Source organism: Nocardia sp. NPDC059236 (assembly GCF_042754085.1).
Classification (GTDB): domain Bacteria; phylum Actinomycetota; class Actinomycetes; order Mycobacteriales; family Mycobacteriaceae; genus Nocardia.
Genome location: NZ_JBHZAF010000006.1, coordinates 267,031 through 293,933 on the forward strand (window position 1 = coordinate 267,031; position 26,903 = coordinate 293,933).

The 26,903-nt window shown below is 66.7% G+C and carries 20 protein-coding genes and 1 pseudogene; 9 read left to right on the top strand and 12 right to left on the bottom strand.

Features of this window, described 5'->3' with window-relative positions; genetic code table 11:
- Window positions 1-48 precede the first annotated feature (48 nt).
- Both ACFXIV_RS18310 and ACFXIV_RS18315 read left to right on the top strand, forming a co-directional pair.
- A complete protein-coding gene (locus ACFXIV_RS18310; RefSeq protein WP_379403077.1) occupies window positions 49-795 on the top strand; it encodes a hypothetical protein in 747 nt (248 codons plus the stop codon).
- On the top strand, window positions 792-1,562 hold the full coding sequence (locus ACFXIV_RS18315) for a hypothetical protein (protein WP_379403078.1): 771 nt from the start codon (window positions 792-794) through the stop codon (window positions 1,560-1,562). The genes ACFXIV_RS18310 and ACFXIV_RS18315 overlap by 4 nt, the downstream gene beginning before the upstream one ends.
- Window positions 1,563-1,616: 54 nt before the next feature.
- On the opposite strand, the gene ACFXIV_RS18320 is transcribed toward ACFXIV_RS18315, so the two are convergent.
- The 4 genes from ACFXIV_RS18320 to ACFXIV_RS18335 all read right to left on the bottom strand — a co-directional run bounded on the left by ACFXIV_RS18320 (window position 1,617) and on the right by ACFXIV_RS18335 (window position 6,537).
- Entirely contained in the window at window positions 1,617-3,494 is a 1,878-nt protein-coding gene (locus ACFXIV_RS18320) for a sulfatase-like hydrolase/transferase (RefSeq protein ID WP_379403079.1), read from the bottom strand.
- Window positions 3,495-3,583: 89 nt separating this feature from the next.
- Entirely contained in the window at window positions 3,584-4,225 is a 642-nt protein-coding gene (locus ACFXIV_RS18325) for a TetR/AcrR family transcriptional regulator (protein ID WP_379403080.1), read from the bottom strand.
- 21 nt (window positions 4,226-4,246) lie between these two features.
- Entirely contained in the window at window positions 4,247-5,434 is a 1,188-nt protein-coding gene (locus tag ACFXIV_RS18330; RefSeq protein ID WP_379403081.1) for a sulfotransferase family protein, read from the bottom strand.
- Window positions 5,431-6,537: a DUF1214 domain-containing protein gene (locus tag ACFXIV_RS18335; RefSeq protein WP_379403082.1), complete on the bottom strand. Its 1,107-nt coding sequence runs from the start codon at window positions 6,535-6,537 to the stop codon at window positions 5,431-5,433. Before ACFXIV_RS18335 ends, ACFXIV_RS18330 begins: the two co-directional genes overlap by 4 nt.
- A gap of 167 nt (window positions 6,538-6,704) precedes the next feature.
- Here ACFXIV_RS18335 and ACFXIV_RS18340 point away from each other — a divergent pair.
- Window positions 6,705-7,430, top strand: a pseudogene (locus tag ACFXIV_RS18340) (3'(2'),5'-bisphosphate nucleotidase CysQ); the annotation flags it as partial.
- Window positions 7,431-7,563: 133 nt separating this feature from the next.
- Window positions 7,564-8,166 carry a PadR family transcriptional regulator gene (locus ACFXIV_RS18345; RefSeq protein ID WP_379403083.1) on the top strand — a complete coding sequence of 201 codons (603 nt, stop codon included), beginning with the start codon at window positions 7,564-7,566 and terminating at the stop codon, window positions 8,164-8,166.
- Window positions 8,167-8,353: 187 nt separating this feature from the next.
- Here ACFXIV_RS18345 and ACFXIV_RS18350 read toward each other — a convergent pair whose 3' ends face one another.
- A complete protein-coding gene (locus ACFXIV_RS18350; RefSeq protein ID WP_379421295.1) occupies window positions 8,354-10,843 on the bottom strand; it encodes a beta-glucosidase in 2,490 nt (829 codons plus the stop codon).
- A gap of 40 nt (window positions 10,844-10,883) precedes the next feature.
- Entirely contained in the window at window positions 10,884-12,524 is a 1,641-nt protein-coding gene (locus ACFXIV_RS18355; RefSeq protein ID WP_379405045.1) for a sulfatase, read from the bottom strand.
- 281 nt (window positions 12,525-12,805) lie between these two features.
- Between ACFXIV_RS18355 and ACFXIV_RS18360 the strand changes: the two genes are divergently transcribed.
- The 3 genes from ACFXIV_RS18360 (at window position 12,806) to ACFXIV_RS18370 (ending at window position 16,545) form a co-directional block, all read left to right on the top strand.
- Window positions 12,806-13,699, top strand: a complete 894-nt coding sequence (locus tag ACFXIV_RS18360) for a formylglycine-generating enzyme family protein (RefSeq protein WP_379405043.1) — start codon at window positions 12,806-12,808, stop codon at window positions 13,697-13,699.
- A 10-nt stretch (window positions 13,700-13,709) separates the two neighbouring features.
- Complete coding sequence (locus tag ACFXIV_RS18365; RefSeq protein ID WP_379405041.1) at window positions 13,710-15,476, top strand: sulfatase-like hydrolase/transferase; 1,767 nt, start codon at window positions 13,710-13,712, stop codon at window positions 15,474-15,476.
- A 670-nt stretch (window positions 15,477-16,146) separates the two neighbouring features.
- On the top strand, window positions 16,147-16,545 hold the full coding sequence (locus tag ACFXIV_RS18370; RefSeq protein ID WP_379405039.1) for a hypothetical protein: 399 nt from the start codon (window positions 16,147-16,149) through the stop codon (window positions 16,543-16,545).
- Window positions 16,546-16,689: 144 nt separating this feature from the next.
- On the opposite strand, the gene ACFXIV_RS18375 is transcribed toward ACFXIV_RS18370, so the two are convergent.
- The 4 genes from ACFXIV_RS18375 to ACFXIV_RS18390 all read right to left on the bottom strand — a co-directional run bounded on the left by ACFXIV_RS18375 (window position 16,690) and on the right by ACFXIV_RS18390 (window position 21,301).
- A complete protein-coding gene (locus ACFXIV_RS18375) occupies window positions 16,690-18,549 on the bottom strand; it encodes a glycoside hydrolase family 5 protein (RefSeq protein ID WP_379405037.1) in 1,860 nt (619 codons plus the stop codon).
- A 150-nt stretch (window positions 18,550-18,699) separates the two neighbouring features.
- Window positions 18,700-19,077, bottom strand: a complete 378-nt coding sequence (locus tag ACFXIV_RS18380; RefSeq protein ID WP_379405035.1) for a transposase — start codon at window positions 19,075-19,077, stop codon at window positions 18,700-18,702.
- 74 nt (window positions 19,078-19,151) lie between these two features.
- Complete coding sequence (locus ACFXIV_RS18385; protein WP_379405033.1) at window positions 19,152-20,102, bottom strand: LysR family transcriptional regulator; 951 nt, start codon at window positions 20,100-20,102, stop codon at window positions 19,152-19,154.
- A gap of 263 nt (window positions 20,103-20,365) precedes the next feature.
- Complete coding sequence (locus tag ACFXIV_RS18390; RefSeq protein ID WP_379405031.1) at window positions 20,366-21,301, bottom strand: tyrosine-protein phosphatase; 936 nt, start codon at window positions 21,299-21,301, stop codon at window positions 20,366-20,368.
- 342 nt (window positions 21,302-21,643) lie between these two features.
- Here ACFXIV_RS18390 and ACFXIV_RS18395 point away from each other — a divergent pair, with 342 nt between their 5' ends.
- Window positions 21,644-21,865, top strand: coding sequence for a hypothetical protein (locus ACFXIV_RS18395; RefSeq protein ID WP_379405029.1), 222 nt, complete (start codon window positions 21,644-21,646; stop codon window positions 21,863-21,865).
- A gap of 357 nt (window positions 21,866-22,222) precedes the next feature.
- On the opposite strand, the gene ACFXIV_RS18400 is transcribed toward ACFXIV_RS18395, so the two are convergent.
- Window positions 22,223-23,185: a LysR family transcriptional regulator gene (locus ACFXIV_RS18400; RefSeq protein WP_379405027.1), complete on the bottom strand. Its 963-nt coding sequence runs from the start codon at window positions 23,183-23,185 to the stop codon at window positions 22,223-22,225.
- A 787-nt stretch (window positions 23,186-23,972) separates the two neighbouring features.
- On the opposite strand from ACFXIV_RS18400, the gene ACFXIV_RS18405 reads away from it, so the two are divergent.
- Window positions 23,973-25,487 carry an enoyl-CoA hydratase-related protein gene (locus ACFXIV_RS18405; protein ID WP_379405025.1) on the top strand — a complete coding sequence of 505 codons (1,515 nt, stop codon included), beginning with the start codon at window positions 23,973-23,975 and terminating at the stop codon, window positions 25,485-25,487.
- 124 nt (window positions 25,488-25,611) lie between these two features.
- Here the strand turns inward: ACFXIV_RS18405 and ACFXIV_RS18410 are convergent, their stop codons facing one another.
- Window positions 25,612-26,856 carry a serine hydrolase domain-containing protein gene (locus tag ACFXIV_RS18410; protein ID WP_379405023.1) on the bottom strand — a complete coding sequence of 415 codons (1,245 nt, stop codon included), beginning with the start codon at window positions 26,854-26,856 and terminating at the stop codon, window positions 25,612-25,614.
- Window positions 26,857-26,903: the final 47 nt, after the last annotated feature.

Here is a 26,903-nt window from a genome sequence, read left to right on the forward strand (position 1 = left end):
TCTTCCGCGACCTATATTCCGCTTGTCCAATTCTCGATGAGGAATTCGATGAAGATTAGAAATGGAATCTGTGCGGCGACAACGGTTGCCGCTGTCGCCGTGGCCGCCGCCGCGGTTGCCGCCCCGAGTTCGGCAGCTCCTGCTCCAGCGCAGCCGGACGCCGTCGCCGCGGCCCTCGCGGCCGGATACCGGGCGACAACCGACGGCGGCAGCATGGTCGCCACCATCACGGACGGAAGCTTCACCATCGACGACACCACGCATGTCGTGGCGCTGCGCGATACTCATGGCGCGGTGAAAGACACTGTGCCGCTGGCCTTTGCGGTCGACGGGCAGCAATTCCCGATCGACGCCCGGATCTCGGCCGACGGCCGGTCGCTGCGGATGACCCCACAGGTGCCGCCCGGGGTGCCGAGCGCGACCGCGGTCGCCTCGCCGCTCGAGAACCAGCTGGCCATGAACGATCTGATCAACTCGGTGAGCTTCGGCCTGTCGGCCGGATCGCTGATCGGCACCGTCATCGGCGCGGTCATCGGCGTCGGCGCGGGCCTGGCGGTCTCCGGAGCCTCCTGTGTGGTGCTGAGCATCGGATGCGTACTCGCTGTCGTCCCGATCGTGACCCTGCTCGGCGGCGTCGGCGGGCTGGCCGGGCTCGTGCTCGGCGGCGCACCGGGTTTGGCCGCGGGTCTGTGGAACTACTACACCACCATGCAGGCGGCCCCGGGGCACAGCAAGTACGCCGATCAGCTCCCCGGCTTCAACCAGCCCGAGCCCGCCGACGGGGGTGCGCAGTGAGGTTGCACAGGAAGACTCTGGTCCTGGCCACAGCCGTGGCCGTGTCGACGGCCGCCGCGGTCGCCGCCGCACCGGCGTCGGCCGATGCCGGAGCGGCGGATTCGGTCGTGAACTTCCACGCCGATATGCAGAACGGCTGGGTGGCAACCTCTTTGGATGCCGGGCAGTTCGCGCCCGTGCCGGACGGTGGCTCCATCGTGATCCTCGACGACGGCGGGCAGACGGTCGGCCGGATCCCACTGGCCTTCCGGCTGGCGGACCGGGAATACGCTGTCCAGCAGGAGATCTCGGAGGACGGCCGCACCCTGCGGCTGGCCGCCGACCTGGGTGGGAGCGCGCCGCTGGCACAGCCGGTGGCCTCGCCCCTGGAGAACCAGCTGGCCGCCAATGACGCCTTGTCGAAACTGGGACTCGCGGCCGCGGTCGGCCCGCTGGCGGGCGCCGCCGCCGGCGCTGTCCTCGGGGCCGTCGTCGCACTGGCGACGTGCGCGGTCCTGACGATCGGCTGCCTGCTGACCGGACTGCCCATCATCGGAGTGTTCGCCGGTGCGGGCGGCCTGGCCGGCACCATTCTGGCCGGCGGTGGCGCGGCGGCCTACGGCGCGTGGAACTATCTGAACACCTTGGCGGCCGAACCCGGCAAGAGTCAGTACCACAAGGACGGATACGGCACCGACGGCGCCGGAGTGCCCGACTCGGTGCTGCGAGTGCCCAAGCTGGCGACCGGTTCCAGCGGCGGCAGCAGCAGCGGCAGCGGCAAGCACTGACCGTTCTACTTCGACGCCCCGGGGCTGGAGCCCCGGGGCGTTGGCACATCCGGATCAGCGTCCGTCCGGCGCGGCCGAGCCTCCGAGCTGGGCCATGATCTGATCGGGGGTGGCTCCGAATCGGGCTGCCTGCGCGAGCATTTCGGCAGGCGGAGTGAACAGGATCATGCTCGGGGTGTAGGTCCCGTCGATGCGCGCCAGCAGATATCGCGCCGCGCCCGACACGTATTCCCCGTTGGACTGCGCGGCCGCGTCGATGGCCGCGCGGTGCGGACCGATCTGCGCATCGGAGAGAGCCGTCAGCGCCGAGAGCGCTTCGAGCCGGACCGGCCGTGGCTGCGCGGCATCCAGGTACCCGGCCAGGCGGGTTACCGCGTCGGCATCCGCCACGTAGCGTGCCAGGGTCTCCAGGCTGGGGATCATGACGAACGGATCGGGCTCGCTCGCAACGAGACTCCGCAACCGGGACGCGATCTTCTCGTCGATCGCACCTGCGGCGAGAATGCCGATGGCAGCCCAGCGGCGCACGGTGGCATCGGAATCATCGAGCGCGGCGACGAATACCGCCGTGCTGCCAGGGCGTTGTTCCGTGACCGCGTCTGCGATGTCGAGCACTCGTTCGAGCGGGTAGGCGCCGGGTACGCGGCTGGCGTCGTAGCCCTCGTGCGGCGAGCCTTCGGGCAGAAACCCATTGTCGTGGACCGCGATCAGGTGCGCGCGCAACGCTGTCGCGAGCCGCTTCTCCACTCCGGCGTACTGCGGGTCACCGGCCAGATTCCGCACCTGATCCGGATCGGTCTCGGTGTCGTACAACTCGATACCCGGTTTCGCCTTCCAGAAGACGGATTGGACGGCGTCGAGCCGTCCCGCGAGATGCTCTGTCTCCCAGGACTGGTAGCCGGCCGCGATCCACGCGAACGGCTGATGCCGGCCATAGGGCCGATGCGGGTGATAGTTGCGGATGTAGCGGTATCGCTGGTCGCGGACGCTGCGGATGAGGTCGTATCGCTCGTCCATCCGGCCGCGGCCCCCGAACGCGAGCGACGTGTACGGGTCGAACTCGGTGTGCGCCAGGCTGTTTCCGCGCATGTGGGCGGGCAGCTGGGCACCGGCCAGGTCGATCACGGTGGCGGGAATTCTGTCGGTGGTAACGGCCGCGCCGACGCGAGTGCCCGGGGCAGGGAAAAGCCCTCGATAGGGCTGGGGCGCCCGGATGATGAGCGGGACCCGCAGTCCTTCGTCGTAGCAGAAGCGTTTCGACCGCGGATTGACACCGCCGTGGTCCGAGGTGTGGATGACGATCGTCGTATCGGCTAGTCCGTCCTCGTTCAGCTGGGCGAGCAGATCACCGACGAAGGCGTCCATCGCGTCGATGTTGTCGTAATAGCGGGCGATATCGCCTCTGATCTCGGGGGTGTCCGGAAGATAGGCGGGCACGCGGACGAACTCGGGGTCGACCCGAGCGGGCACGGTCCGCCGGAACACCGAACTCTCGTGCGTGCCATCGAAATTGAACACTGCCAGGAACGGCGTGCCTGGCGCGCGGTTGCGCCAATGCGCGGTGCGGGACGACTCGTCCCAGATCACATCCGGATCGACGTCGCAGTTGTAGTCGGTCTTGGCGTTGTTCGTGCAGTAGTAGCCCTGCTCGCGCAGGATTTCCGGATAGGTCCGCAGCCAGGACGGCATCGGCGCGGTGGCGCGCATGTGGTTGGCCGGCGCATGGCTTTCAGGGCGCAGGCCGGTCAGCATGGCGAATCTGGAGGGCGCGCAGACCGGGCTGACGCTGAACGCGTGCTCGAACATCACGCCCTCGCGGGCCAGCCGGTCGAGGTTCGGGGTCCGGGCCAGTTCGTCGCCGTAGCAGCCGAATCGCGGCGGGCAGTCTTCGCTGACGATCCAGAGGATGTTGGGCCGGTCGTCGAGTGGCATGGGGGTCCTTCCGGGGGGAGCGGGATCCGCGGATGGAGAGTGGGCGCGGGATCCCTCTCGACTATGCCACAAGTGGAATACTGTTGCCGCTATTCCGGGATGCCGTGCGCGGTTAGGGCGCGGACGGTCAGCTGGGTCAGGTGCCCGATGATGAGGTCCGGCGGGGTCTGGTCGGCGATCAGGTGCATCACGACCGCGCCGCGCAGGGTATTGAGCGTCAGACGCGGGTCGATCGGATCGTCTTCGGCACTGCCGCAATCGATTTCGCCTCTCTCGTGCGCGGCGTCGACTATGGTCCGCAGTGCCGTTTCGAGTGGTCCGAGCGTCCCGGCCTCCAGACCGGGCATATCGGTGACGTGGTCGGCCTCCGTCATCAGCCCGAGGATGCCCGCGCGGACGTCGGGGCGGCAGATGTAGTCGACCAGCGCGGCGATGAACAGTCGCAGATCGGCCGCGAGCGGCCCCGGGTAGCGGGCCGGCCAGTGATCCTCCGGGTTGGCGAACAGCGCCTCGGAGACGAGCGCCGCCCGGTTGGGCCACCAGCGGTAGAGCAACTGCCTGGTCACGCCCGCCCGACTCGCGATATCGGAGTAGTTGAGCCCCGCATAGCCGTGGGCGCCGAGCAGTTCACGGGTCGCGGTCAGGACGGCTCGATGGCGGGCGGTGTCGCGCGGTCGCCCGGCGGGTCTGCCGGGGACCCGCGCGTCCACCGCGTCTGGCAGGCGGGGCATGCGTCCTAAACTACCTGGGGCTCAGCAGGGTTCCTCGGGCACGCCGAAATGTGCGCGGTAGCGGGAGGTCCGCGCGCGGACGGCGGCCAGATCCAAACCGGTGTCGGCGAAGGTGTACTGATGTCCACCGCCCGTTACGCGCGCATTGCCCAGGACGAAGGCGACCATGGCTCGGCGGGCATCGAGGGAAAGCTCCCAGCCGAATCGGTCGTAGACGGTGTCCACCCCGGGCAGGGGAGCATCCATTAGATCCGCGAAGGTCAGATCCACGATCCGGTCCGCCGCGATGACGCCGTGCAGCCGGGCGTCCACGGACCGTTCGAGACCGTCCAAGATGATTTCGCTGAATTCCGTTGCAATGGACTGCGGATCGATCCGGTCGGTGCCGAGTTTGCGCAGGGTGGCGATCAGGCTGGTGACCGACGCCATGACGCGGGCGGGATCGCGGTGGGTCTGGACCAGCAGCGCGTCCGGGTACTCGTGCATCAGTTGTGGCAGCGTCCAGGTGTGGAACGGAGACTTGAGCAGCCACCGCTTGCCGGGGTGTTCGCTCTGCAACAGTTCCAGATAGCGGCGATGCCAGGTGTACGCGGCGGCCAGATGGCCGCCGTCGACCGCGTCGTGCAGCAGCCAGTCCAGGTAGGTCGGTACCGAGTACTGGGTGGGATAGATGGCGCTGGCGAACGCGCCGGCCGTGATTCGGATGCACTCCTGGGCCAGCTGGGCCCCGAGCTGATGCACATGCCGGAACTCGGGAATGATCGAATCCACCGCGGCGAAGGTCGCTTCGACCTCGGCGATGCGCGGGTCCGAATGGTATGTGATGGTGCGCGGCGGTGGCAGCGGGCGATCGACTTCCCAGGTCATCGGCACGCGATGGTCGCGATCGTGGGCGAGCAGATCGAACAGCATGGTGGTGCCGGTGCGCGCCTGACCGACGATCACGACCGGGGGAGTGACCTCGGTGTCGCGGATCTCCGGATGCCGCCGATGATGATCGACGATCCGCAACCTGTTACTCAGATAGATCGTCAGTTCGCCCTGGACCACCAGGCGTCCCAGGTCGTGCAGCTGGGCTTCCGTGTCGAGGCTGGGCAGCAGGACGGCCAGGCCCGCACGCCAGAGGTCGCCGCCGAACAGCGCGTCGTCGCCGAAATCCGTCAGCCCGGTGGCATCGGTTGCGCTGGCGAGCAATTCGTCCATCTTCATGCCGACACCTCGCTCATCGCCACGATGCGCGTATGCGTCTCGGGGGCGGCCGGGTGGTCGAGCCAGCGCAGCACCACGAAACCGCGTCGCCGCCCGCCGGTGTCGAGCCAGTTCGGCACTCCTGGATTCGAACCCGAAATCACGAGGCGCACCGTGCCGTCCGCGCGTGGGACGGCACGCGCATTCGTGATCGAGGATGCCCGCAGATGAGGTTCGAGGCATTCGTGCCAGATGTTCTCGAGGGTGGCCGACCAGTAGCGGGTCGCCGGCGGCATCACATCGATCTGCAACGCCTGGCCGTCCTCCAGGTCGAACATACCGAGCATGTACAGGTTGTCGGGGGTGGTGTTCTCCGATCCCAGCGCCTCCGGCTCCGCGATCACCAGTGTGTTGGGGCGATCCTTCAGATCGGGCAGCACGGTGCGGTGCAGCGTCAGCATCTTGACCGCCGTCCAGGTGAGCGCGGTGAGCTGGTCGGCGAGGGTCGCGTCGTCCAATAGCGGTGCGGGGTGCGGAGTCTTGATCAGCGCCACCTCGAACGCGGCCGATTCCTCGGTCTCGGCGTCGGCGATGTACTGCCGCGCGACGATCGCGGAGGCATCGCCCGGGATCGGAATCCAGGTGCCCGGCAATCCCGGATCATCCATCGAGAAAACGAGATCGAATCGGCCGTCGGCGTCGAGCGCCAGATCGCGATCGGAGACGTAGGCCGCGCTGCGGCGGGGTGTCAGCCCGGTCCCGGCCATGATCTGAAAGCCGAGATAGGCGGAGCTGCCCCGGGTTCCGGTGATCCGGTACCGCTGGCCCGGGGTCAGGGTGCACAGGTCGTAGGTGCCGTCCGGGTTGGGGCCGCCGACCTGTCGCCACGGCGTGGTCATCGCGAAGAACCGCGGAGCGCCGGGGTCCACGTCCAGGCACAGTTCGCTGCACATGGCGAGCACCCGATTGATGACGCGGTATCCCTCGAGTCGCTCGCGAGCGTCGCGGGCATCCTCTCGGACGATGTCGGCGAGGTTCTGCACCGTCGACACCAGGAACCCGAAGGCGACGTCGGATGCCGGAGTTGTCTGGGAATTTGTTGTGTGCGTGAGTGATTCGTTCAATGCACTGTCCTCTGTGCGAGCCCGCCGAGAGTGCGGCGGGGGACCGGGGAGGCAATTACCACACACGATGTATTGAAATGTCAAGGCTCGATTCTCGTGGTTGACATTGCAAGACACACTGTGTGGTAATTGCGTGTCTCAGCTCACCACAACCGAGGGATGGACCGATGACAGCGGATTCCCGGCTGGCTGCCCAACTCGCCGAACAGGCGGGAAATCTGTTGCAGCGGTTGCGAACCGGCCCGCTGACCGGGCGGGAACTCGGTGCGCGCGGCGATCTCGAGTCCAACGCGTTCCTGCTGTCCGAACTCGACCGGTCCCGTCCCGGTGACCGCGTCCTCTCCGAGGAGTCCGCGGACGATCCACGACGGATCTCGGCCGATCGAGTGTGGATAATCGATCCGCTCGACGGGACCCGCGAATACGCCATGCCCGGACGATCGGATTGGGCGGTCCATGTGGCGTTGTGGGAACGGGACCGGGGGATCGCCGCGGCCGCCGTGGCTCAACCGGCATTGGGCGTCGTGTACGCCAGCGACGCGGCGCCGACGCTCACGTCGCCGGTCGAATCCGTGCGCATCGTGGTCAGCTCCAGCCGTCCGCCGGAGTGCGCGAAGGCGGTCGCCGCCGCACTGGGCGCGGAACTCGTGCCGATGGGCTCGGCGGGTGCGAAGACCATGGCCGTGCTGCGCGGTGACGCCGAGGTCTACCTGCACGCCGGCGGGCAGTACGAGTGGGACTCGGCTGCACCGGTCGGTGTGGCCGGGGCTGCCGGCCTGCACACCTCCCGGATCGACGGTTCGCCGTTGCGCTACAACCGGTCCGATCCGTACCTGCCGGATCTGCTGGTGTGCCGCCCGGAATTGGCGGGCGCGGTGCTCGAGGCGATCTCCGGAGCGAGTGGCCGATGAGATGAAGGCGGTCGCGCCGCGGCCCAGCTCGTTGACCCTGGCGAGCGGTGGTGACATAGTGTGCGTATTCAACTAGTGGAATGCGTGCGGCGTTCGGTCTGAAAGGGGGAGTCGGGTGAAGTTGGAGTTGCTGCTCCTCGGCATCCTTGGCATCCGGCCATCTACCGGATATGTCCTGAAGAAGTTCTTCGATGAGAACGGACGTTTCCTGCGCCCGAATACCCAGATGAGTCAGGTGTATCGGGCGCTGGCCAAGATGACCGAGCAGGGGTGGGTGCGCTACGAGGTGGACCCGCGACCGGGGCCGCAGGACGCCAAGACGTACTACGTGACGCCCGAGGGGATGACGGTCTTCCTGGATTGGCTGACGGGTCCTTATACACCGCCGCCGACGATCACGGAACCGGAATTCCGGTCGCGCATGAGTTTTTCGGGATTCATGTCCGAGGAGCAGATCCTCAAGCTCCTCGATATCGAGCTGGCCGCCCGGCATGAGCAGGTCGCGCGATTCCGCGACCGCGACCGAACCTTCGAGCACACCTCGGCCTTCCCTTTCGACCGCGAGCTGGCGACCGCGATCGGAAATCGGCTCCACGAATTCGGGAGTGCGGAAATGGACCGCTACATCGAGCAGCTCGAACGTTTGCGCACGGACCTGCTGAACGGCCGGGTCCGTTCCGGGGACACCGAACCTCCTGCGCTGCACAGCGTTCGGTAACGAGCACGCAGCTCCCAGCAGCGGCGGATGGTCCACGCCTCATAGAGCGGGTGGCCCGGGCACGATCCCGGTGAGCCGGTGCGAAGCGGATGTGGCGGGTTCGGATCGAGTCATCTGTTTCCTTCGGTGGGAAGACGAGCGTCGGCCGGGACGGCGGTGGCTGTCCCGGCCGACGTTCGATCGATCACTAGCGCGGTGAGGGGATTTCGACCGCTGCCCCGAGCTGGGCGACGCTGGCGCCGACTCGGACGCTGAACGCGCCGGGTTCCCGGAGCCAAGCCTGTTCGTCGACCGACCAGTGCTCGAGGGAGCGGGGCTCGATTGCGATGCGGGCGGTCACCGTCCGGCCCGGTTCCGCATGCAACACCGTGTAGCCGGCGAGCCAGCATTCGGGGCGATCGATCGCTGACGGTGCGGTGCGCGAAAGGTAGGCCTGCACAACATGTTTGCCGGGTCGCGTGCCGGTGTTGGTGACGTCGACGGTGAGTGTGATCTCGTCCTCGGTCGTGGTCGCGAGGTTCGGGTCCGCGATCTGCCAGGTGGTGTAGCCCAGCCCGTGTCCGAACGGGATGGCGGGTGCGGGACCGCCGTGGGCGGCGCGGCGCTGCCATTCTCGGTAGCCGATGTGGATGCCTTCGGTGTATTCGAGTCGCCCGTCGACCGGCTCCACCTGCCAGACTGGTACGTCGGTCTCGGTGGCGGGCCAGGTGGTGGGGATGCGGCCGCCGGGTTCGGCATTGCCGCTGAGGACGTCGGCCAGTGCTGCGCCGAATTCCTGGCCGGGGAACCAGGTGAGCAGGGTTGCGGGAACGTCATGTAGCCACGGCATCAGCACCGGGCTACCGGAGTTGACGACTACGACCGTGCGGGGGTTGGCGGCGAGTACTCGGCGTACCAGTTCGTCCTGGCCTTCGGGCAGGGCCAGGGTGGGTCGGTCGAAGCCCTCGGATTCGATGGTCTCGGTGGTGCCGAGGACCACGATCGCGATATCGGCGGCTGCGGCCAGTGCCTCGGCCTGTGCCAATTCTTCTGCGGGCGTGTCGAATACGTCTTCTGTGCCGAGTGTGAGCCGGGCGATGGGGAAGCCGCCGGGCAGATCGGGCTGGAACTCGAGGGTGATCTCGACGGGCTGCCCGGCCTCGAGTTCGACATCGAAGGCCCGCGACGGCGGATTCAGAATCGCTTGCAGGACATCGTCGCTGTCCGCCACGATCGGGCCGGCACTCAGCACGCGGTCGTCGATCCGGAACACGTTGTGGCCCAGGCCCGCGAAGCCGAGCCGGTGGTGGCCGGTGTAGGCAGGGGTGTAGCGGGTGACGACCTCCAACGTGGCGGCCCGGGCGAGTCGCTCGTCTCCGAGCCAGCCGCATCGGCCGGTCGGAAAGACCTCTTCGACGAACGCCGTGCCTTCTCCATCCAGGTAACGCACCCGGATACCGGGTGCACCGGTTGCCGGATCTGTGACCGTACCGCGTTCGAAGTGGTGCAGTTCCGGTTCCGGAACCACGCCGGGAGCGTAGGTGACGCAGTCGGCGCCGTAGCGCTGGCGCAGGCCTTCCAGTGGTGAGACCACCGTCTCCGGGAACACCATGGCCGAGCCGCCGCCCTGATTGCGGCCCCGGCGAGCGTGGTGGCCGATGACGGCGAGTCGAGGTGTGGTGTCGGCTGCGATCGGCAGGAGGCCGTCGTTGTGCACGAGCACCATGGCGTCGGCGGCGACGTGTCGCAGCAGCGATCGGATGTCGTCGCGTTGCCACGGCGCGGGCGGAGTGGCCACCGGTGCAACGGAGTCCAGCGCTCCGACCCGGGCGGCCAGTCGCAGTAGCCGCAGTGTCTTGTCGTCGATGGTGGCCGGGTCGATTTTTCCGGCTCGGACGGCCTCGACCAGAGCGTCGCCCCACATGGTGTCGGGGCCGGGCATGACCAGGTCCTGGCCGGAGGTGGCCGATTCGACGGTGTCGCGGACCGCGGTCCAGTCCGAGACGACCGCGCCGTCGAAACCCCATTCGTCCTTGAGTGGCTTGCGCAGCAAAGGGTTCGCGCTCATGGTGGCGCCGTTGACCTGGTTGTAGGAGGACATGACCAGCCATGCGCCGCCCTCGCCGACCATCCGCTCGAAGGGCGCCAGGTACACCTCGCGCAGGGTGCGTTCGTCGACCCGTGCGTCCACGGTGAGCCGCTCGGTTTCGCTGTCGTTGGCGACATAGTGTTTGGCGGTGGCGGCCACGCCGTGGGTCTGTACCGCCTTGACATAGGCCGCGCCGATTCGGCCCGAGAGCCACGGATCCTCACTGAATGCCTCGAAATGGCGTCCGCCACGTGGTGATCGGTGCAGATTCACCGTCGGCCCCAGCACGACGTCGATGTTCTTCGCCCGGGCCTCGGCCGCGATCAGCGCACCGAGGCGGTCCACGGTGTCCAGGTCCCAGGTCGAGGCGACCGCGGTCGCGGAGGGCAGGCTGGCCGAAGGGACCCGGTCATCCATCGACCCGCCCCGGACGCCGGAGGGACCGTCCGACATGACGATCGACCGCAACCCGATGGCGGGCTCGGCGGGCAGCGACCAGACCGAGGCGCCGGTCAGCAACCGGACCTTTTGTTCCAGGCTCAGCTTGTCCAGCAGCGCCGCTAGGTGCGCTTCGAGATCGGGTGCGTCGGCGGGCAGGGGTTGATTCATCTCTTCTCCGGTGTGGGGGACGGGGATTCGTGTGCGTGGATCACGCGCCGGATTCGGCGTTCGATGCTTCGCGCACGCCCAGCAGTCGACGGAAAATGTCGGCGTCGCCGGAGTCCTTCGGTTCATCCGACTTCTTCTGGGCGGCAACGAAATTCATGAAGATTGCTCGCTCCTCGGGGGCCATGAGCGGGCCCTGGGCCGTCCAGGAGGCGCCGAGCGCGCCGTTGTCCGGATGCAGGCGGCGGTACAGGTCGTCGGCCTGCTCGGCACGGCCGGTCTCGCGCAGATGCCGCATGTACTCCTCGGGCTGGTTGTACAGCGTCGGGCCGAGTTGCAGCGTGGTCTGCATCGGGTCCGGGAGTGCGCCCGGGGTTCCGGCGTACCGATGCCACCACCGCAACAGCTTGGCGCGCATCGAGTCCGCCAGATCCGGCTTGTCCTCGATCAGGTTCCGGGTCAGATGGGGGTCGGCCGTCACGTCGAACAGCGACTCGTCTTCGGCCTTGAAGCAGCCCGGGTGGTAGGTGCGAATGTAGAGATGGTCGCGGGTCCGCACGGAGCGCTGATAGGTGTGCGCACCGTGGCTGAGCACCAGGTGGTCGCGGGATTCGATGACCTCGCCGCGCACCGCAGCAGCGAAGGATCGACCTTGCCACTTCGGCGGGATCGGCAGGCCCAGCAGGTCGCAGATGGTCGGTGCGTAGTCGATGTTGTACAGCAGCGCGTCGTTGCGGCGATGCTCGGCGCGATCGGTGACGCCCGGCCAGTACACGACCATCGGCAGCCGGTGGACCGGCTCGTTGGCCAGCCCGTGCTCGGCGTAGGAGCCCTGCTCGCCGAATGATTCGCCGTGGTCGGCGCTGACGATGATCGCGATGTCCTCGGTCAGGCCGAGTTCCGCGATGGCAGCGCGGAGTCGTCCGAAATGGTTGTCCCAGAACATGATTCCGCCGTCGAAGCCATTGACGAGGTGCTCGAAGTCGGCGCGGTCGGCAATCTGGTCCGGCATATTGTGCGGGACCCGGCTCCTGCGGGCGACCGTTCCGTAGTGTAGGTCGCGAGCGGTGCGCGGACCGTAGACGTCCTGATGCTCGTCGATGGCGGCCTGGTCCGGCCAGGCAGGGGCGGGGCCTGCGGCGGCGGCACGGTCGGTCCATTCGCGGTCCTGCAGGTAATCGGTGTGCGGATCCCAATACGTCAGGTGCAGATACCAGTTGTCTTCGTCTTGGTGGCGGGTGATCCACTCGACCGCGCGATCGGTCACCGCATCGGCGGGCTCGTCGCCCAGGCCGTTCGTGGCGCGGATCGATTCCCGGAAATTCCCGAGAAAGTAATGGGCCCGGTGGCGTTCGGCGAAACTCGAGATGGCCGCGGTGTAATAGCCGAACATCCCCAGTTGCTGGCCGAGCAGCGGCCGAGGGAGTTGCGGGGCATGACCGGTGTCCATGCGGTACTGAGCGGCTTGCCCGGCATGGCCGATCACGCCGGTGGTGATGCCGAATTGCCCGCTGGTCAGTGCGGTCCGCGAAGGGAGGCACGGCGAATCGGAGCAGTAATACCGGTCGAAACACACCGAATCCTTGGCCATCGCATCCAGATTCGGGGTGATGTCTCGCTGATATCCGTATGCGCCCGTGTGATCGGCCCGCAGCGTATCGACGTCGACATAGATGACTTTCATTGGCGATCCCTTCCGGCAGGTGCGCCGGCTCTGTGGCATGCATTCCAATAGTTGAGTACGATCTACCATGACACTTGTGGCATAGTGTGTCAACGAAACCGCAGGCAAGCCCTCGACGGCCGCGACCAGAGTCCGAAAGGTGAAAGAGCCCGATGATTCCAGCCGATCACGCCCACAGCGACTCCCGGCCGACCTGCTGTCCGCCGTCGCGTTCGAGCTCGGACAGTCGGCCGGAGGCGTTCGTCCCGGCGGTCACGCCCGGGCGACTGGACACCACCGGCATGATCGCGCTGCCGGGCGGGGAATTCCTGATGGGCACCGCCGACGCGGTCGGCTATCCGGGTGACGGTGAAGGCCCGGTGCGGCCCGTCCGGCTGTCCCCGTTCCTGATCGACGCCTGCGCGGTGACCAATGACGAATTCGCCGAGTTCATCGCGGACACCGGCTACCGCACCGACGCCGACCGGCTCGGCTGGTCCTATGTCTTCGCCGGATTCCTGCCCGCCGCGCTGCGCCGCGACGCCCCGCGCCCGGAGCGCACCCCGTGGTGGTGCGGGGTGAGCGGCGCGCAATGGGATCGGCCCGAAGGCCCCGGCAGTGCTCTGGACGGTCGCGGCCGCCATCCGGTTGTCCACGTGTCCTGGAACGACGCGCACGCCTACGCCACCTGGGCCGGCAAGCGGCTGCCCACCGAAGCGGAATGGGAGTACGCCGCCCGCGGCGGCCTGTCCGGAGCCCGCTACCCCTGGGGCGACGACCTCGACCCCGGCGGCGAATACCGGTGCAATATCTGGCGCGGCAGCTTCCCGGCCAAGAACACCGCCGCCGACGGCTACCGCGGCACCGCGCCGGTGGATGCGTTCGAGCCCAATGGATTCGGGCTCTACAACACCTGCGGAAACGTGTGGGAGTGGTGCGCCGACTGGTGGACCACCGGCCACCGGCCCGGCCTCACCATCGACCCGTCCGGGCCGAAGACCGGCGACAGCAAGGTGATTCGCGGCGGCTCGCACATGTGCCACGACTCCTATTGCTTCCGCTATCGCGTCGCGGCCCGCTCGGCCAATACCCCTGACAGCTCCACCGGCCATGCCGGATTCCGTTGCGTGGCAAGCCCTGACGCGAGGTTCGACACGCTGCCGCACCGTCTTCTCCCGTTACACCCCGCAGACTAGGAGACTGCCTGTGAAAGCCATCATGGTGATGTTCGACAGCCTGAACCGGCGCATGCTGCCGCCGTACGGGTGTGACTGGACGCACGCGCCCAACTTCGCCCGGCTCGCCGAACGTGCCGTCACTTTCGACAACGCCTGGGCCGGGTCCATGCCGTGCATGCCCGCCCGCCGCGAGATCCACACCGGGCGTTACAACTTCCTGCACCGCAGCTGGGGTCCGCTGGAGCCGTTCGACGATTCCATGCCGGAACTGTTGAAGCAGAACGGGATTCACACCCATCTGGCCAGCGATCATCCCCACTATTGGGAGGACGGCGGCGCGACCTACCACGGTCGCTACAGCACGTGGGAGTTCTTCCGCGGGCAGGAGGGCGATCCGTGGAAGGGCCAGGTCGCACCCCCGGATATGCCGGTCGAGGATCTGAAGGCCATGCGGATGCCGGCCTATGTGCAGGACTGGGTGAACCGCAGTCACATGCCGACCGAGGCGGAGCATTCGCAGACGCTGACATTCGATGCCGGTCTCGAGTTCATCCGCACCAATGCCGCCGCCGACCGCTGGTTCGTGCAGATCGAGACCTTCGATCCGCACGAGCCGTTCTTCAGCCACAAGAACTACAAGGACCTCTACCCGCACGACTACGACGGCCCGCACTTCGACTGGCCCGATTACAAGCGCGTCACCGAATCCGAGGACCAAGCGCAGCACGCCCGCTACGAATACGCGGCGCTACTGTCGATGTGCGATCACTCGCTGGGCCGGGTGCTCGACATGATGGACGAGCTGAACCTGTGGGACGACACCATGCTGATCGTCAACACCGACCACGGCTTCCTGCTCGGCGAACGCGGCTGGTGGGGAAAGTCGGTGCAGCCCTGGTACAACGAGCTGGTGCACCTGCCGTTGTTCGCGTGGGATCCGCGCACCCGGGCCGCGGGGGAACGGCGGCAGGCGCTGGTGCAGACCATCGATCTGGCTCCCACCCTGCTCGACTTCTTCGGCATCCGGATCCCCGCCGACACGCAGGGGGCGCCGTTGCCGGTCGCCGCGGACACCGAGATCCGCGCCGGCGCGCTGTTCGGAATGTTCGGTGGCCACGTCAATGTCACCGATGGCCGCTATGTCTACATGCGCGCGAATCCGACACCGGAAAACGTTCCGCTGCAGGAACATACGCTGATGCCCACACATATGCGCTGGCGCTTCTCGCCCACCGAGCTGGCCGATCTCGAGCTGGCCGAGCCGTTCGGGTTCACCAAGGGCGTTCGCACCCTGCGCATGTCCGGACACAGTCTGGTCAACTCGTACATGCACGGCACACTCCTGTTCGACCTGTCGGCCGACCCGCAACAGCTGAACCCCTTGGCGGACGACGAGATCGAACTGCGCATGGCACAGCTCATGGTCGACCTGATGCGCGCCAACGAGGCGCCGCCGAGCCAGTTCCAGCGCCTCGGCCTGCCCGAGCACGGGCCGGTCGGGCCCGAACATCTGCTGGCGCGCGCCCAGCGCGACCAAGCCCTGCTCGCCATGGAGCAGTTGCCCCCGCGTGACGAATTCCCGTCGGGCAGGCTGTCTCTGGATTCGCCGCTGTATGTGCTGATGTCGGATCCGGCGGCGCTCGAGCTGGTGCGCAAGCACCTCCCCGCCCTCGCCGAATCGGAATTCCTGCAGATGCTCGGGCCGCTGTCGCTGTACAACTTCGCTGCGATGGCGGCCGGTATCGCCTCGGTGGAGACGCTGCGCGATTTCGCCGCGGACCTCGCGACCGTCTGATCAACGCCGCACGTCGGACGTGGTGGCGCTGTTTCCGGCAGCCCACCACGGATCGGCGCGCGGCATTCTCGATACCTGCGCTGGTCGCGAATTTTCAATGCACCGCCCGAGTGCAGACGGCGTTGAACCACCATGGGGAAGTCGTCGCTGCGGACGGTCCCGGCGGCCTTGACTTCGATGCCGATGATGCGGCCGGCGTTGCCCTCGAGGCCGATGATCTGCCGACGGTTTGGTCGATAATCTGCCGACAGGTTCGTCGATGATCTGCCGACAGGCCGAGAGGCGGTCTTCACTGCGGATCGGAGAGTAGCTAGTGAAAGATCCTCCGGGGCGGTCGGTTTCGCTGGTGAGCTTCCTCACGGTTACTGGTTCGTTGTTGGGGGAAACAGATTTACAGCCGGTCATCCGGATGCCATCCGGGTGTCACCGTTGTGGCACGGTTGATGGTCGAGACTGTTCTCGCACTCGGTGCCGGTCGACGAGCCTCCAATCGCCCGGTGTCCGCACTCGACGCGAATCCTCCGTTCATGCCTCGCGTCGGCCACGGGAACCCGCGGACACCCTGGCACCGGGTGCACCCCTCGTCGCGCGCCCGGAGGTTTGGATGTTCGAATCGTGCTGTTCCCCTTACGAATCGGCCCACGTGCTGAGAGCGCGCTATGGACTTCCGGTGGAGATGTACGCCGACCGCCCGCTGCTCACCGTCGGCGCAGCGGTCGAGGCACTGGCGCTGCCCGAATCACTGGGCGACCGGGTCCGCCTGCGGCTGTCCTGGCTGCCGTCCACACCGGTGGTCGCCGACCCGCGCGACCGCTTCTGGACCTTCCTGGTCGCCCCGCCCCTCCCGTATCACCCCGTACCTCAGCGACTTCGAACCTTCTTGCAGGAGAGCGGCGTAACCATGCCGGACCGCGGCAGCCACATCATGCTGCCGACCTCCGACCACGAGCCGGGCTGGCACTGGGCGAACGAGCCGGAGCCGGGCCGGCTCGGATTGCCGCACCGCGCAGTGGTGCTGGCCGCCATCCGGCTCTCGATCCTCCAGGGACCCGACCGCGTCCCGGCTTGAAAGCCGGGCACAGCGGGCGGCGGAGTCGTCCGAGTTGTCCATCGGATTCGGTGGTTTCACGGCGGAGGGAAAGCCGTTGGCCCGCACCGGATCATCGGCGCGGGCCAACGGGTCGTCTGCCTGCCGCAGCGTGCGGGTGCGTGGTTACCTGAGCTTGCGGCAGTACAGGGCGTCCGGATGCCCGTAGCGGGCGTTGGCCCAGGAGAAGGCGATGCCGGCGGCGTACTCGTCCGCGTTGCACTGCCCCTTGTAGTAGCCGTTCGCGTAGTCGCCGCCTTCGCCCGAGGCCGGTCGATTGTCACCGCGGTCATCCCATACGGTGCGGCCGGCGCCCGCCAGCGGAATGCGGCCGGGGGCGCAGAGGACGGCCGAGGTGCCGTCGCCGCGCACGCTGTAACCGATCATGAATTGTCCTTCGGCGCACTGGTATTTGGTGAAGCCGTTGGCCCAGTCGGTTGTCACCTTCTCCGCGGCGACCTTGGTCGCCGAGGTATTGGCCTGCCACAGGTTGCCCTCGGTGGCGTCGGTGCACAGGCCGCCCTGCCCGCGTGAACTGATCCCGATCAGGCGCTGGTCGTCGGGGCAGACGAGCTTGTGCGCGCCCGGATCCCAATCGTTCGCGGCCCGCAGCGACGCGTTGTGGTCGTCGTGGATGGCGTTGAGCATGGACCAGGCTCGCACCGGGGCTACCTGGCCGGTCTTACCGCTGGCGTCCAGGAGGCGTCGCAGGTGCGCCCCGCGCCAGTCGTCGGCGTCCATGACGCTGCGCTTGCTGCCGTCGGTGTCGTAACGCAGCAGACCCCAGGCGTTGCCCTTGTCCTGATGTTGGAAGCCGACGATCGGCCAGTAGGCGAAGTCGAGGTCCCGGCTGATCAGATAATCGACCATGTTCGGGAACCACGCCTTGTCCAGGCCCTCGGCGTCCTTGCCGATCCCGAACTCGCTCACCCATACCGGCGCGGTGAAATGCTGGTCCGGCGTGCTGGCCACATACCCCGCGAGTTCGTCCATGGACTTGAACAGATCGTCTCGGGACATGTCCCGGAAGCGGGGATCGTGTGTCTCGCCCCCGCTCAGGCCGGTCCCGCCGGTGTTGGCCGGGCCGATGTAGCTGTAGAAGTGGGCCGAGTAGACCACCTTGTGCGACCGGACCATCGTCTGCGACAACGACTTCAGATCACGCAGCATCGGGCGCTGGTGCCAGGTCAGATCGGTCGGGATGCCGGACCAGTTGATGCCCTCGATCATGATGAGCAGATTCGGGTTGGCGTCCTTCAGGATCCGATCGCCCGCCTGGTGCGCGGCCGCCTCCCAATCGTGGCTGTCGCCCAAACCCCAGTTGGGGTTGTCCCAGGTGTCGCGCCGTACCTCATTGCGCAGATCGGCTCCGATCACCCCCGGATCGCCCTTGTACCGGGCGGCCATGAATGCCCAGTCGCTCACCCAGGTGTCGGTGTCCTGCCCGGAATTCCAGCGTTCGTTACCATCGACGGCGCAACACCACCGGGTGGTCGTGGTGTGATTGTTGAGGATGACGCCGAGCCCGGCGCCGGTGAGCGCGGCAACCGCCCTGTCGTAAACCTCCAGCGGCTCGAGACCGTTGAGCGCCGGATTCGCGGTCAGCCCTTGCACCGGCCGGTCGTCGGTGATCATCTGATTGGAGAACGGCAGCCGAATGCTGTTCAGCCCCAGGTCCTTGAAGTCCTGGACGATCTTGTCGAGCGGGACGCGGTCGAGTCCGAGCGGCGCGCGATGCCCGATTTCCTGGGCGAAGTTGTTCGCCGGATCCTCGTCGTCGCCGCTACCGGTCCAGGTACCGCTGGACCCGTGCCAGTTGCCCGACTTCAGCTTCACCCGATTCCCGGCCTCGTCGACGATATACCGGCCGCGGGTACTCAGCGGACCCTTCAGTCCGGTGGGTGCGGCCTGCGCCGCGGGCTCGAGATGAACCGCGGGGGCCAGCAGCAATCCCGCGGCCAGCAGCAGAATGGTGAAGGCCCTCATCTTTCCTTCCGGGCAGTCCTCGAAGAGCTGAGGGGCAGGCTCCGGCCCGGGTCACAGTCCGGTGCGGAACCCGCCCCCGCGAGCAGTTCGCTCGCATCGAAGACGTTAGGAGGCACGGTATCCGAAGAGAAATCAGTATTTTGAGTCCATTCACAACATCGAGTTGTGATTCTCCTGGGATCGACCGCCATCGCCCGGGGAAGGCAGGGGCGAATTGTTGTTCATCACGGCCGGATTCGGCCGAATTCCGTGCTGGTGAGCTCTCCCGGCGCGCAATATCGCGATAACTCGCTCGAGGTCGGCCACTTGCTTGCGGAGCCGCTTGTTCTCCGCGGCCAGTGTGGCGGAGGGGCTGTCGTCGGTTGCGCATTGCTCTTGCTCGGCGTGGCGGATCCACAGTCGCAGCGCCTCGTGATGAACGCCGAGATGCGCTGCCATGGTGCGGAAAGTCGGTTTGGGATCCGACTCTCGGTACAGGCGGATCGCGTGCGCCCGCAGCGCGTCCGGGTATTTCTTCGGTGGAGCCACGGAGAAACGTTAGGACACAGCGCAACTACAGAGAAATCAGCTTTTTCCGATCATTGACAAGCCAGGGTTGTCAATCAGAGGTGGGGCGGAACCGTGCAGTCCGCGAAATCGGGTTCCTGTAGCAGGGCGACCAGGTCCGGATGGGTGTCGCGGATGCCGCGGGCGACCTCGACGAACGAGCGGACCAGCGCCGATTCGTGTGCGCCGCGCCAGCCGACCGCCACCTCGTTGGGCGGGGCGTCGGCGATCGGCAGCAGGCGCACGCCCGGAAACGGGATCCAGCGGGCGCAGGCCACGGTGAGCGCCACACCGACCCCGGTTGCGACCTTGTGCAGCTCCTCGAGCAGCGTGTTCGACCGCGACACCACCTGGGCCGGGGATCCGTCGCGGTAGGAGTCCAACTCCCAGAACGCATTCCACACCGGATCGGTGGTGGCGGCCCCGAGCAACGGCTCCCGGAGCAATTCGTGCGCAAAGACCTCGGTACGTGCGGCCAGTCGATGACCGGCCGGCACCATCACCATCAGCGGTTCGGCGAACAACGTCTCGAAATGGACCCCCGCGTCGACGAAGGGGCGGCGGGCGAAGGCCACATCCACCGAACCCGTGGCCAGCCCGGCCGACGGGTCTTCGTAGGTGAAGTGGCGCATTTCGACGGTTATCCCGGGATGGCGCTGGCGGAAGGTCGAGAGGATCGGCTCGGTCAGGGTCAGGGCCGCGCCCTCCAATGCGCCCAGGACCAGCCTGTCCTGTTCACCGCGGTGCACCGATCGTGCCCGCTCGATCGCGACATCCAGGCCGGTGAGCGCACCACGGACATCCTGCAGGAATACGGCTCCGGCGGCCGTCAATTCGACATTGCGGGTGGTCCGGGAGAACAACACCACGTCCATCGCGTGCTCGAGCTGCTTGATCTGGGTGCTCAAGCCCTGCTGCGAAACATGCAGTCGCTGCGCCGCCCGGGTGAAGCTCAGCTCCTCCGCTACCGCGATGAAGTACTGCAACTGACGGGTGTGAACTTCCATGGCGCGCAGTCTAGGTCGATGGACGGTCGGAACCGAGCTCTATCGTCGAACAGTCTCATTCATTGACAAATGGGTCTTGTGAATTATCCGCGAACAGTGATTTCTCTTCGGCTTCCTGGTGCACTAGCGTTTTTCCAGGGCATTCGCCATGGCTGGAACGGGGGAGCATCCGTTTCTTGTCCACATTCCGGTTTCGGTGGGTGAGGAGATCGCGGACCGCCGATGCCCGCGGTGACCGCCTCCGGTCTCGGCGGTCCGTACGATCAGGCCAGCAACTTCGCGCGCAGTGCGTCGATGGTGGCCTGATCCAGGCCCAGTCCGTCACGCACGTACTTGTCGAAGCTCCCGTAGAGCCGGTCGACCTCGTTGAAAGCCGCCTCCACCCAGGACAATTGGACTGCCTTCGGGTCGCCGAGTTCGGTATTGCTGGCGAGGTAGTCGGCATTCACCACGTCCCGGGGCACGCCGAGCAGAGTGAGCAGGACCGCGGTGGCCCAGCCGGTGCGGTCCTTGCCCGAGGTGCAGTGGTAAACCGTCGCGCCGCTGGTGTTCGCGGCGATGGATCGCAGCAGGGTGCCGAAGGCGACGTCCGAGCCGTGGAAGTCGACCATCAGCGGATAGTCGATCGATTGCACGAGGTCGGAGGAGCCGTTGAGCAAGCCGTCGATCACGCCGCGCCCCAGGGTGATCACCGGGAATTCGTGGAACGAGATGCCGCTGTCGAAGCTGATCACATCGGCGACCTTGTACTGCGCGCCCGTCGGCACCCGATCGGGCGCGCTGCTTCGCTCGGAGCCGTTGCGCAGGTCCACATCCAGCGTTACGCCCGCGGTACCCAGCTTGGCCAGATCGGCGTCGGTGAGCCCGGCCAGGCGGTTTGATCGGAAGGCCACGCTCGTGCGGACGGTGTGCCCGTCGGAGGTGCGGTAGCCGCCGATATCGCGGAAATTGGCGGCGCCGTCGAGCCGGATCGCCGTCGAGGCGGGGGCCGGCAGGGTGGACACCGGGTCGTTCACCCCGGCGGAACCGGACCCCGCCGAGCCCGATGACCCGAAACTTCCTGAGCCGGAACCGGACCCGGAGGCGATATCCGCCGGCTGCGCCGGCGCGGGTGCCGCGCCGAGGGCGGCACCGAGCGTGATCATCCCGGCTAGCGCAAGAGTCGCGGTATCGGCCCGGCGGGCCTTACGTGGAGACATGTGTACCTACTTACTGTGGGAAAGGAAGCCGCCCGGTATCTGCACGAAAAACGTAGTGGCACACGCGTTCCGAGCGGAAACAGTAATTCCGGGCCGATCTACAAGACCAGGTTGTGAATGACCCCGAAAATAGGATTTAAGTTCTCTTCCGTTGTGCTCTAGCGTTTCCCGTCGTGAGCGAATGCTCGAATTCTCCATCGGCTCACCGGTAATCGGTTCCGCGTTCTCCGGAACTGTTGGAAGGAATCATACGTAAGACCCCGAAATTGGCTGCCGGAATTGCGGCCGCCGCATTGGTGATGTCGGGGGCGGGTCTCGCCCTCGATACCGCACCTCGGCGACGTGCAACCCGCTACGTTCAGCGCCCAGTACACCGTGGGCGCCGACTGCGCCAAGGGCACCGCGATGACCACGGGCATCGAATACCTGTCCAATCTCGGCCACCATGCCGACTTCAAAACCCAGGGACCCGCGATCACCGTCGGTGGCACGGCCCCGGGCGGCGGCACCGGCAGCTCCGACGGCCTCGGCTCTCTCCTCGGCGGGCTCGGCTCGAGCAAATAGCGCCGCGAATTCCGCTGAACGAGGCCCGGAACCATCAGGTTCCGGGCCTCGTTCGTGGGCTGAGGTGACCGAACGTAAGAAGCGGGGCCGAGTCGTTGTCGAACGACTCGGCCCCGCTTTGGTCATTGCGCCCGGGGCGGAGTGATTTACGCCTTGGTTCCCGCGGAGCCGCTGAACAGGTGCTTGATCAGCTCCGAAACGAGCGCGTCCACAACGAGATTGGCCAGGGAACCCATTTTTGTGCTTCTCCTTCAGATGTTTCCGAATGAGCCTTCGCTCACCTCGAAAAACGTTATGGCACAAAGGAAAAGAACAGAAATCAAATATTGGAGATGATCGACAAGGAGTAATTGTGGATCAGGAGGACAACGCGGAAACGGGAGTGGTGTGCCGTTCGCAGCGGTGCGGTGTCTCGAGCCGGGCGATAAGGTCCGGACTGGCTGCGCGGACCCGCCGGGCGACGTCGACGAAGGACCGCACCAATGGGGTCTGGTGTGCGGCGCGCCAGCACACGGCGACCTCACACGGGGCGGCGTCGGTCACCGGAACGACGCGCACACCGGGGAATCGGATCCAGCCCGCACACGGCACCGTCATCGCGATGCCTGCGCCGGTCGCGACCTGATGCAGCTCCTCGAGCAGGGTTTTCACCGGGAAGACGGCCGGGGCGGGGCGCCCGTCACGGTGAGATTCGAGCCGCCAGAAGGCATTCCACACCGGATCGGAAGGCCCCGACGCGAGGATCGGATCGTCGAGCAGTTCCGCGACCGTGACCTCGGCGCGGTCGGCGAGGCGATGATGCGTGGGCAGCATCGCCATCAGCGGCTGGGCAAACAGCGGCTCGAACCTCAGCCCCTCGTCGACGAACGGGCGGCGCACGATGGCCACATCCACCAGGCCGCTCGCCAGACCGGCGGACGGGGTGTCGTAGGTGAAGTGACTCAGCTCGACGGTCACCTCGGGATGACGCTCGCGGAAGGCGGCCAGAATCGGTTCGGTCAAGGTCAGCGCGGCCCCTTCGAGGCAGCCCAGCACCAGGCGATCGTGTTCACCGCGGTGCACCGCCCGGGCCTCTTCGAGCCCGAACTCCAAGTTGGCCAGCGCATCTCGAACATGTCGCAGAAACACCGCGCCAGCCGCGGTGAGCTCCACCTGCCGCGTGGTCCGCGAGAACAGCGTGACGTCCATCTCGTGCTCCAGCTGCTTGATCTGTGTGCTCAGACCCTGCTGCGACACATGGAGCCGCTGCGCGGCCCGGGTGAAACTCAATTCCTCCGCGACCGCGATGAAGTACTGCAACTGCCGAGTATGAACTTCCATGCGCCGCAGTCTAGGCTGGTCAGACGTCTGAAATGAGACGTTTCCTCAACTCTTTCGAGTAGTCGGCAATTTTGCAGCAGCCATGCACGATGCGTATTCGATCACCGGGATCGATGGTTCGGCGGGAACGATCCGGCACCGCCACGCCATGTACGCCGGCCAGCAAAGTAGACCGTATGTCCGCCGTTCCGGCCTCGCTCCCGCGCCGACTGCGGCACGAACACGGCTACTTGCCATAGATCGCTGAGGTGAGCAGATCCCCGAGGTAGGTGGCGACCGGCGGTGCGAGCCGATTCGCGGCGCAGTACTGGCTGGAGGCGAGTCGCCGGCTCCAAGGGTGATGCGGCAGTCGCGCTGTGCTGGGGCGGTCTGTTGTCTGTGGTGCGTCGGCCGGTCCCTCATGGGCAAGGTGTTGATTCATATGTTTCCCGAGTGGCGGGCGCATCCGTAGCGCAGTCCGTCCCATAGGGTGCTGCTGATGGGTAGGAGCACCTGAGACATTTCTCTGTTCGTCATTGTTTCGAATTTCTGGTGGGTATCGGTTTGTGCCGCCACGAGCTCAGTTTTAAGGAAACCAATGCGAATCCTGCTTCTCTCGAGCACATTCAACAGCCTCACGCAGCGTGTTCACGTGGAATTGCGGCAGCGGGGGCACCGCTTGGGGGTCGAGTTGGCGCTCGGTGACGACGAGTCACTACGGGCTGGTGTAGCGCGATTCCGGCCCGATCTGATTCTTGCGCCGATGCTGACAGTCGCTGTGCCAGAGGATATTTGGTCGGAGAACACAGTGCTGATCGTGCACCCGGGTCCGAAGGGTGACCGAGGTCCGTCGGCGCTGGACTGGGCGATCAGTTCCGGCGCCACCGAGTGGGGCGTCACCGTTCTGCAGGCCGTCGCGGAATTGGACGCGGGTCCGATCTGGGCCTCGGAACCGTTTGTGATGCGGCCCTGCGGGAAAAGTGAGTTGTACCGTACCGAGGTCGCCGATGCCGCGATGTGTGCAGTATTGCGGGCAGTTGACCATTTCGAGCAGGGGGGCTTCGAGCCCGAGCCCCTCGACTACGACCGTCCCGATGTCTACGGACGGCAGCGGCCATATCACGCGCAGGAGTTTCGACGTATCGATTGGTCCAGCGACAGCACGGAAATGGTGCTCCGCAAGCTGCGCGCGGCCGACTCCCAACCCGGCGTGCTGGACGAGCTGTACGGACGCCAGTACTTCGTACACAGCGGGCATCGCGAGGATCGACTGCGCGGGGCGCCGGGCGCCGTTCTCGCTACCCGGGATGGCGCGATCTGTCGAGCCACCGTGGACGGCGCGGTCTGGCTACCGCAGCTGCGCAGCCGCCGAATACCCAGCGGCCCAGCGACTTTCAAACTGCCCGCCACCGCGGTGATAGACCGCGAGCTCCTGGCCGGAGTGCCGGACCTTCCCATTTCGGCCGCCGAGGCCGCAACCCGCGATACCTGGTCCGAGCTGCGGTACTACGAACTCGGGAACGTCGGTCATCTCGAATTCTCTTTTGCCGGTGGAGCAATGAGCACAGACCAGTGCCGACGGCTACTCGACGCGTATCGGCAGGCGTGCGCTCGACCGACAACCGTGCTCGTGCTGGGGCCGGCGCGCGACTTCTTCTCCAACGGCATCCACCTCAACGTGATCGAAGCCGCCGCGGACCCCGCCGACGAGTCCTGGCGCAATATCAACGCCGTCGACGACCTGGTCGAGGCGATTCTCACGACCACGGACAAATTGGTGATCTCGGCGCTGGCCGGGAACGCGGGTGCGGGTGGAGTGATGCTGGCGCTGGCCGCTGACGAGGTCTGGTGCCGGGAGTCCACCGTGCTCAACCCGCATTACCGGCTGATGGGTCTGTACGGGTCCGAGTATTGGACCTACACATTGCCACGCCGGGTCGGTACACAGCAGGCCGATCGCCTGATGCGGGAAGCACTGCCGGTCGGTGCACGCGCCGCCAAGGCTCTCGGCCTGGTGGACCGCGTCGTCCCGGCAGATGTCGGAGAGTTTCGTGCCTGGGTGAGGCGAGAGGCCGCCACATTGTCGGCGGCCCTGTCCACCACAGCGGGTCGACTGCTCGACAAGAAGCTCTGCCGCGCAGTGGACGAGGCGGCAAAACCCTTGGCGGCGTATCGATCCGAGGAACTCGGCCGCATGCGTCAACACTTCTATGGCGCGGGCGAGCCCTATCACCGGCTCCGCCACGACTTCGTGACGAACGCTCGCCCCTCGGCCACACCCGCCCACATCCTCGGACAAATCACGCAAACGGAGCAGGCCTGATGGTTACCGAGCGTGGAGGCGAGTGGGTTATCCATCGCCGCGACGGGGAAGGGAGCCGAACAGTTGCAAGATGACTTGGCGAGAAGCAGGATTCGATCTCCGGCGAACAAGCCGACGCTGCCCGTCAGCTGATCCCCGTACTGAGATCCCGTGGTTGGGGGTGTGTGGTGCCGGTGGCGGCGCGGACGACGGGGGCGAGCAGGCGGGGGAGGACGAATTGGTCGCGGGGTAGGTGTCGTGCGTCGGGGAGCCAGTTGTGTACGAGTCCGACGGCGAGGCCGCTGTCGGGGTCGGCCCAGCCGCCGGATCCGGCGAGTCCGCCGTGTCCGAAGCCTCGTGGGGCGCCGGGGGCGGGGATGGAGTGGTAGCCGAGTCGCCAGCCCATGGGGAGCAGCAGGTTTCGGTCGGGGAGCCAGGTCTGCACGCGCGATATCTGCTGTACCCGTGATCGTGACAGTAGGGGGTTGTCGGTGACGATCGTGTTGTAGACGGAGGCGACGGCGCGGGCGGTGAATACTCCGTTGGCGGCGGGCATTTCGCCGGTCAGGATCGCTGGGGCGGTTCCGGAGGTGAGCTGTTCGATGCCGTGGGTGTAGATGGCTCGGACGAATCCGGTGCCCGGGAGGGGGATTCGCCCGGCGATCCGCAGGACGTGGGCGGCGCCGGGGATGCCGAACGGGACGCGTGATCCGTGCGAGGCGGCGACGGTGGTGTTCGCCGATGATGGTGGGGTGCCGAGGTGGAGGCCGTCGGTGCCCAGGGGTTCGGCGAGTTCGGTGCTGTACAGCTCGCTCATGCCCTTACCGGTGACCGCGCGGGCGATTCCGGCGGCCAGCCAGCCGAAGGAGATCGCGTGGTATGCGGGTATTCCGCGCCATCGGTCCGGTGCGGCGGCGGCGATCCGCTCTTCCATCAGGTGGTGGTCGACCAGCTCGTCGAGGTTCTTGGCCAGCGGTGTGACGTGGGAGAGTCCGGCGCGGTGGCTGAGGACTTCGGCGACGGTGATCTTCTTCTTGCCGTTGGCGCCGAAGGCGGGCCAGTACTCGGCGACCGGTGCGTGGTAGTCGAGCAGTCCGCGTTCGGCGAGCCGGTGCAGCACTGTGGCGGTGATGCCTTTGGAGGTCGAGTACGACAGTGCGGCGGTGTTGTGTTGCCAGGCGATGCCGCGGTCGGGGTCGGCGGTGCCGGTCCAGACGTCGATCACGGGGCGGCCGCGGTGGTAGACCGCGAGTGCGCCGCCGCCGCGGCCGGTGGAGAACAGTCGCGCGAATGCGGCGATCGCATCGGCGTAGCGGTGTTCCCAGGTGCCGTGCACGACGGTGCCGGACCCCTGGGGGTGATCGTGTCGGGAAGGAAGCGGATCAGGCACGTCGTTGTCGCCTTACTCGTTGCCGAATTTCTTTGCAGAACAGCGGA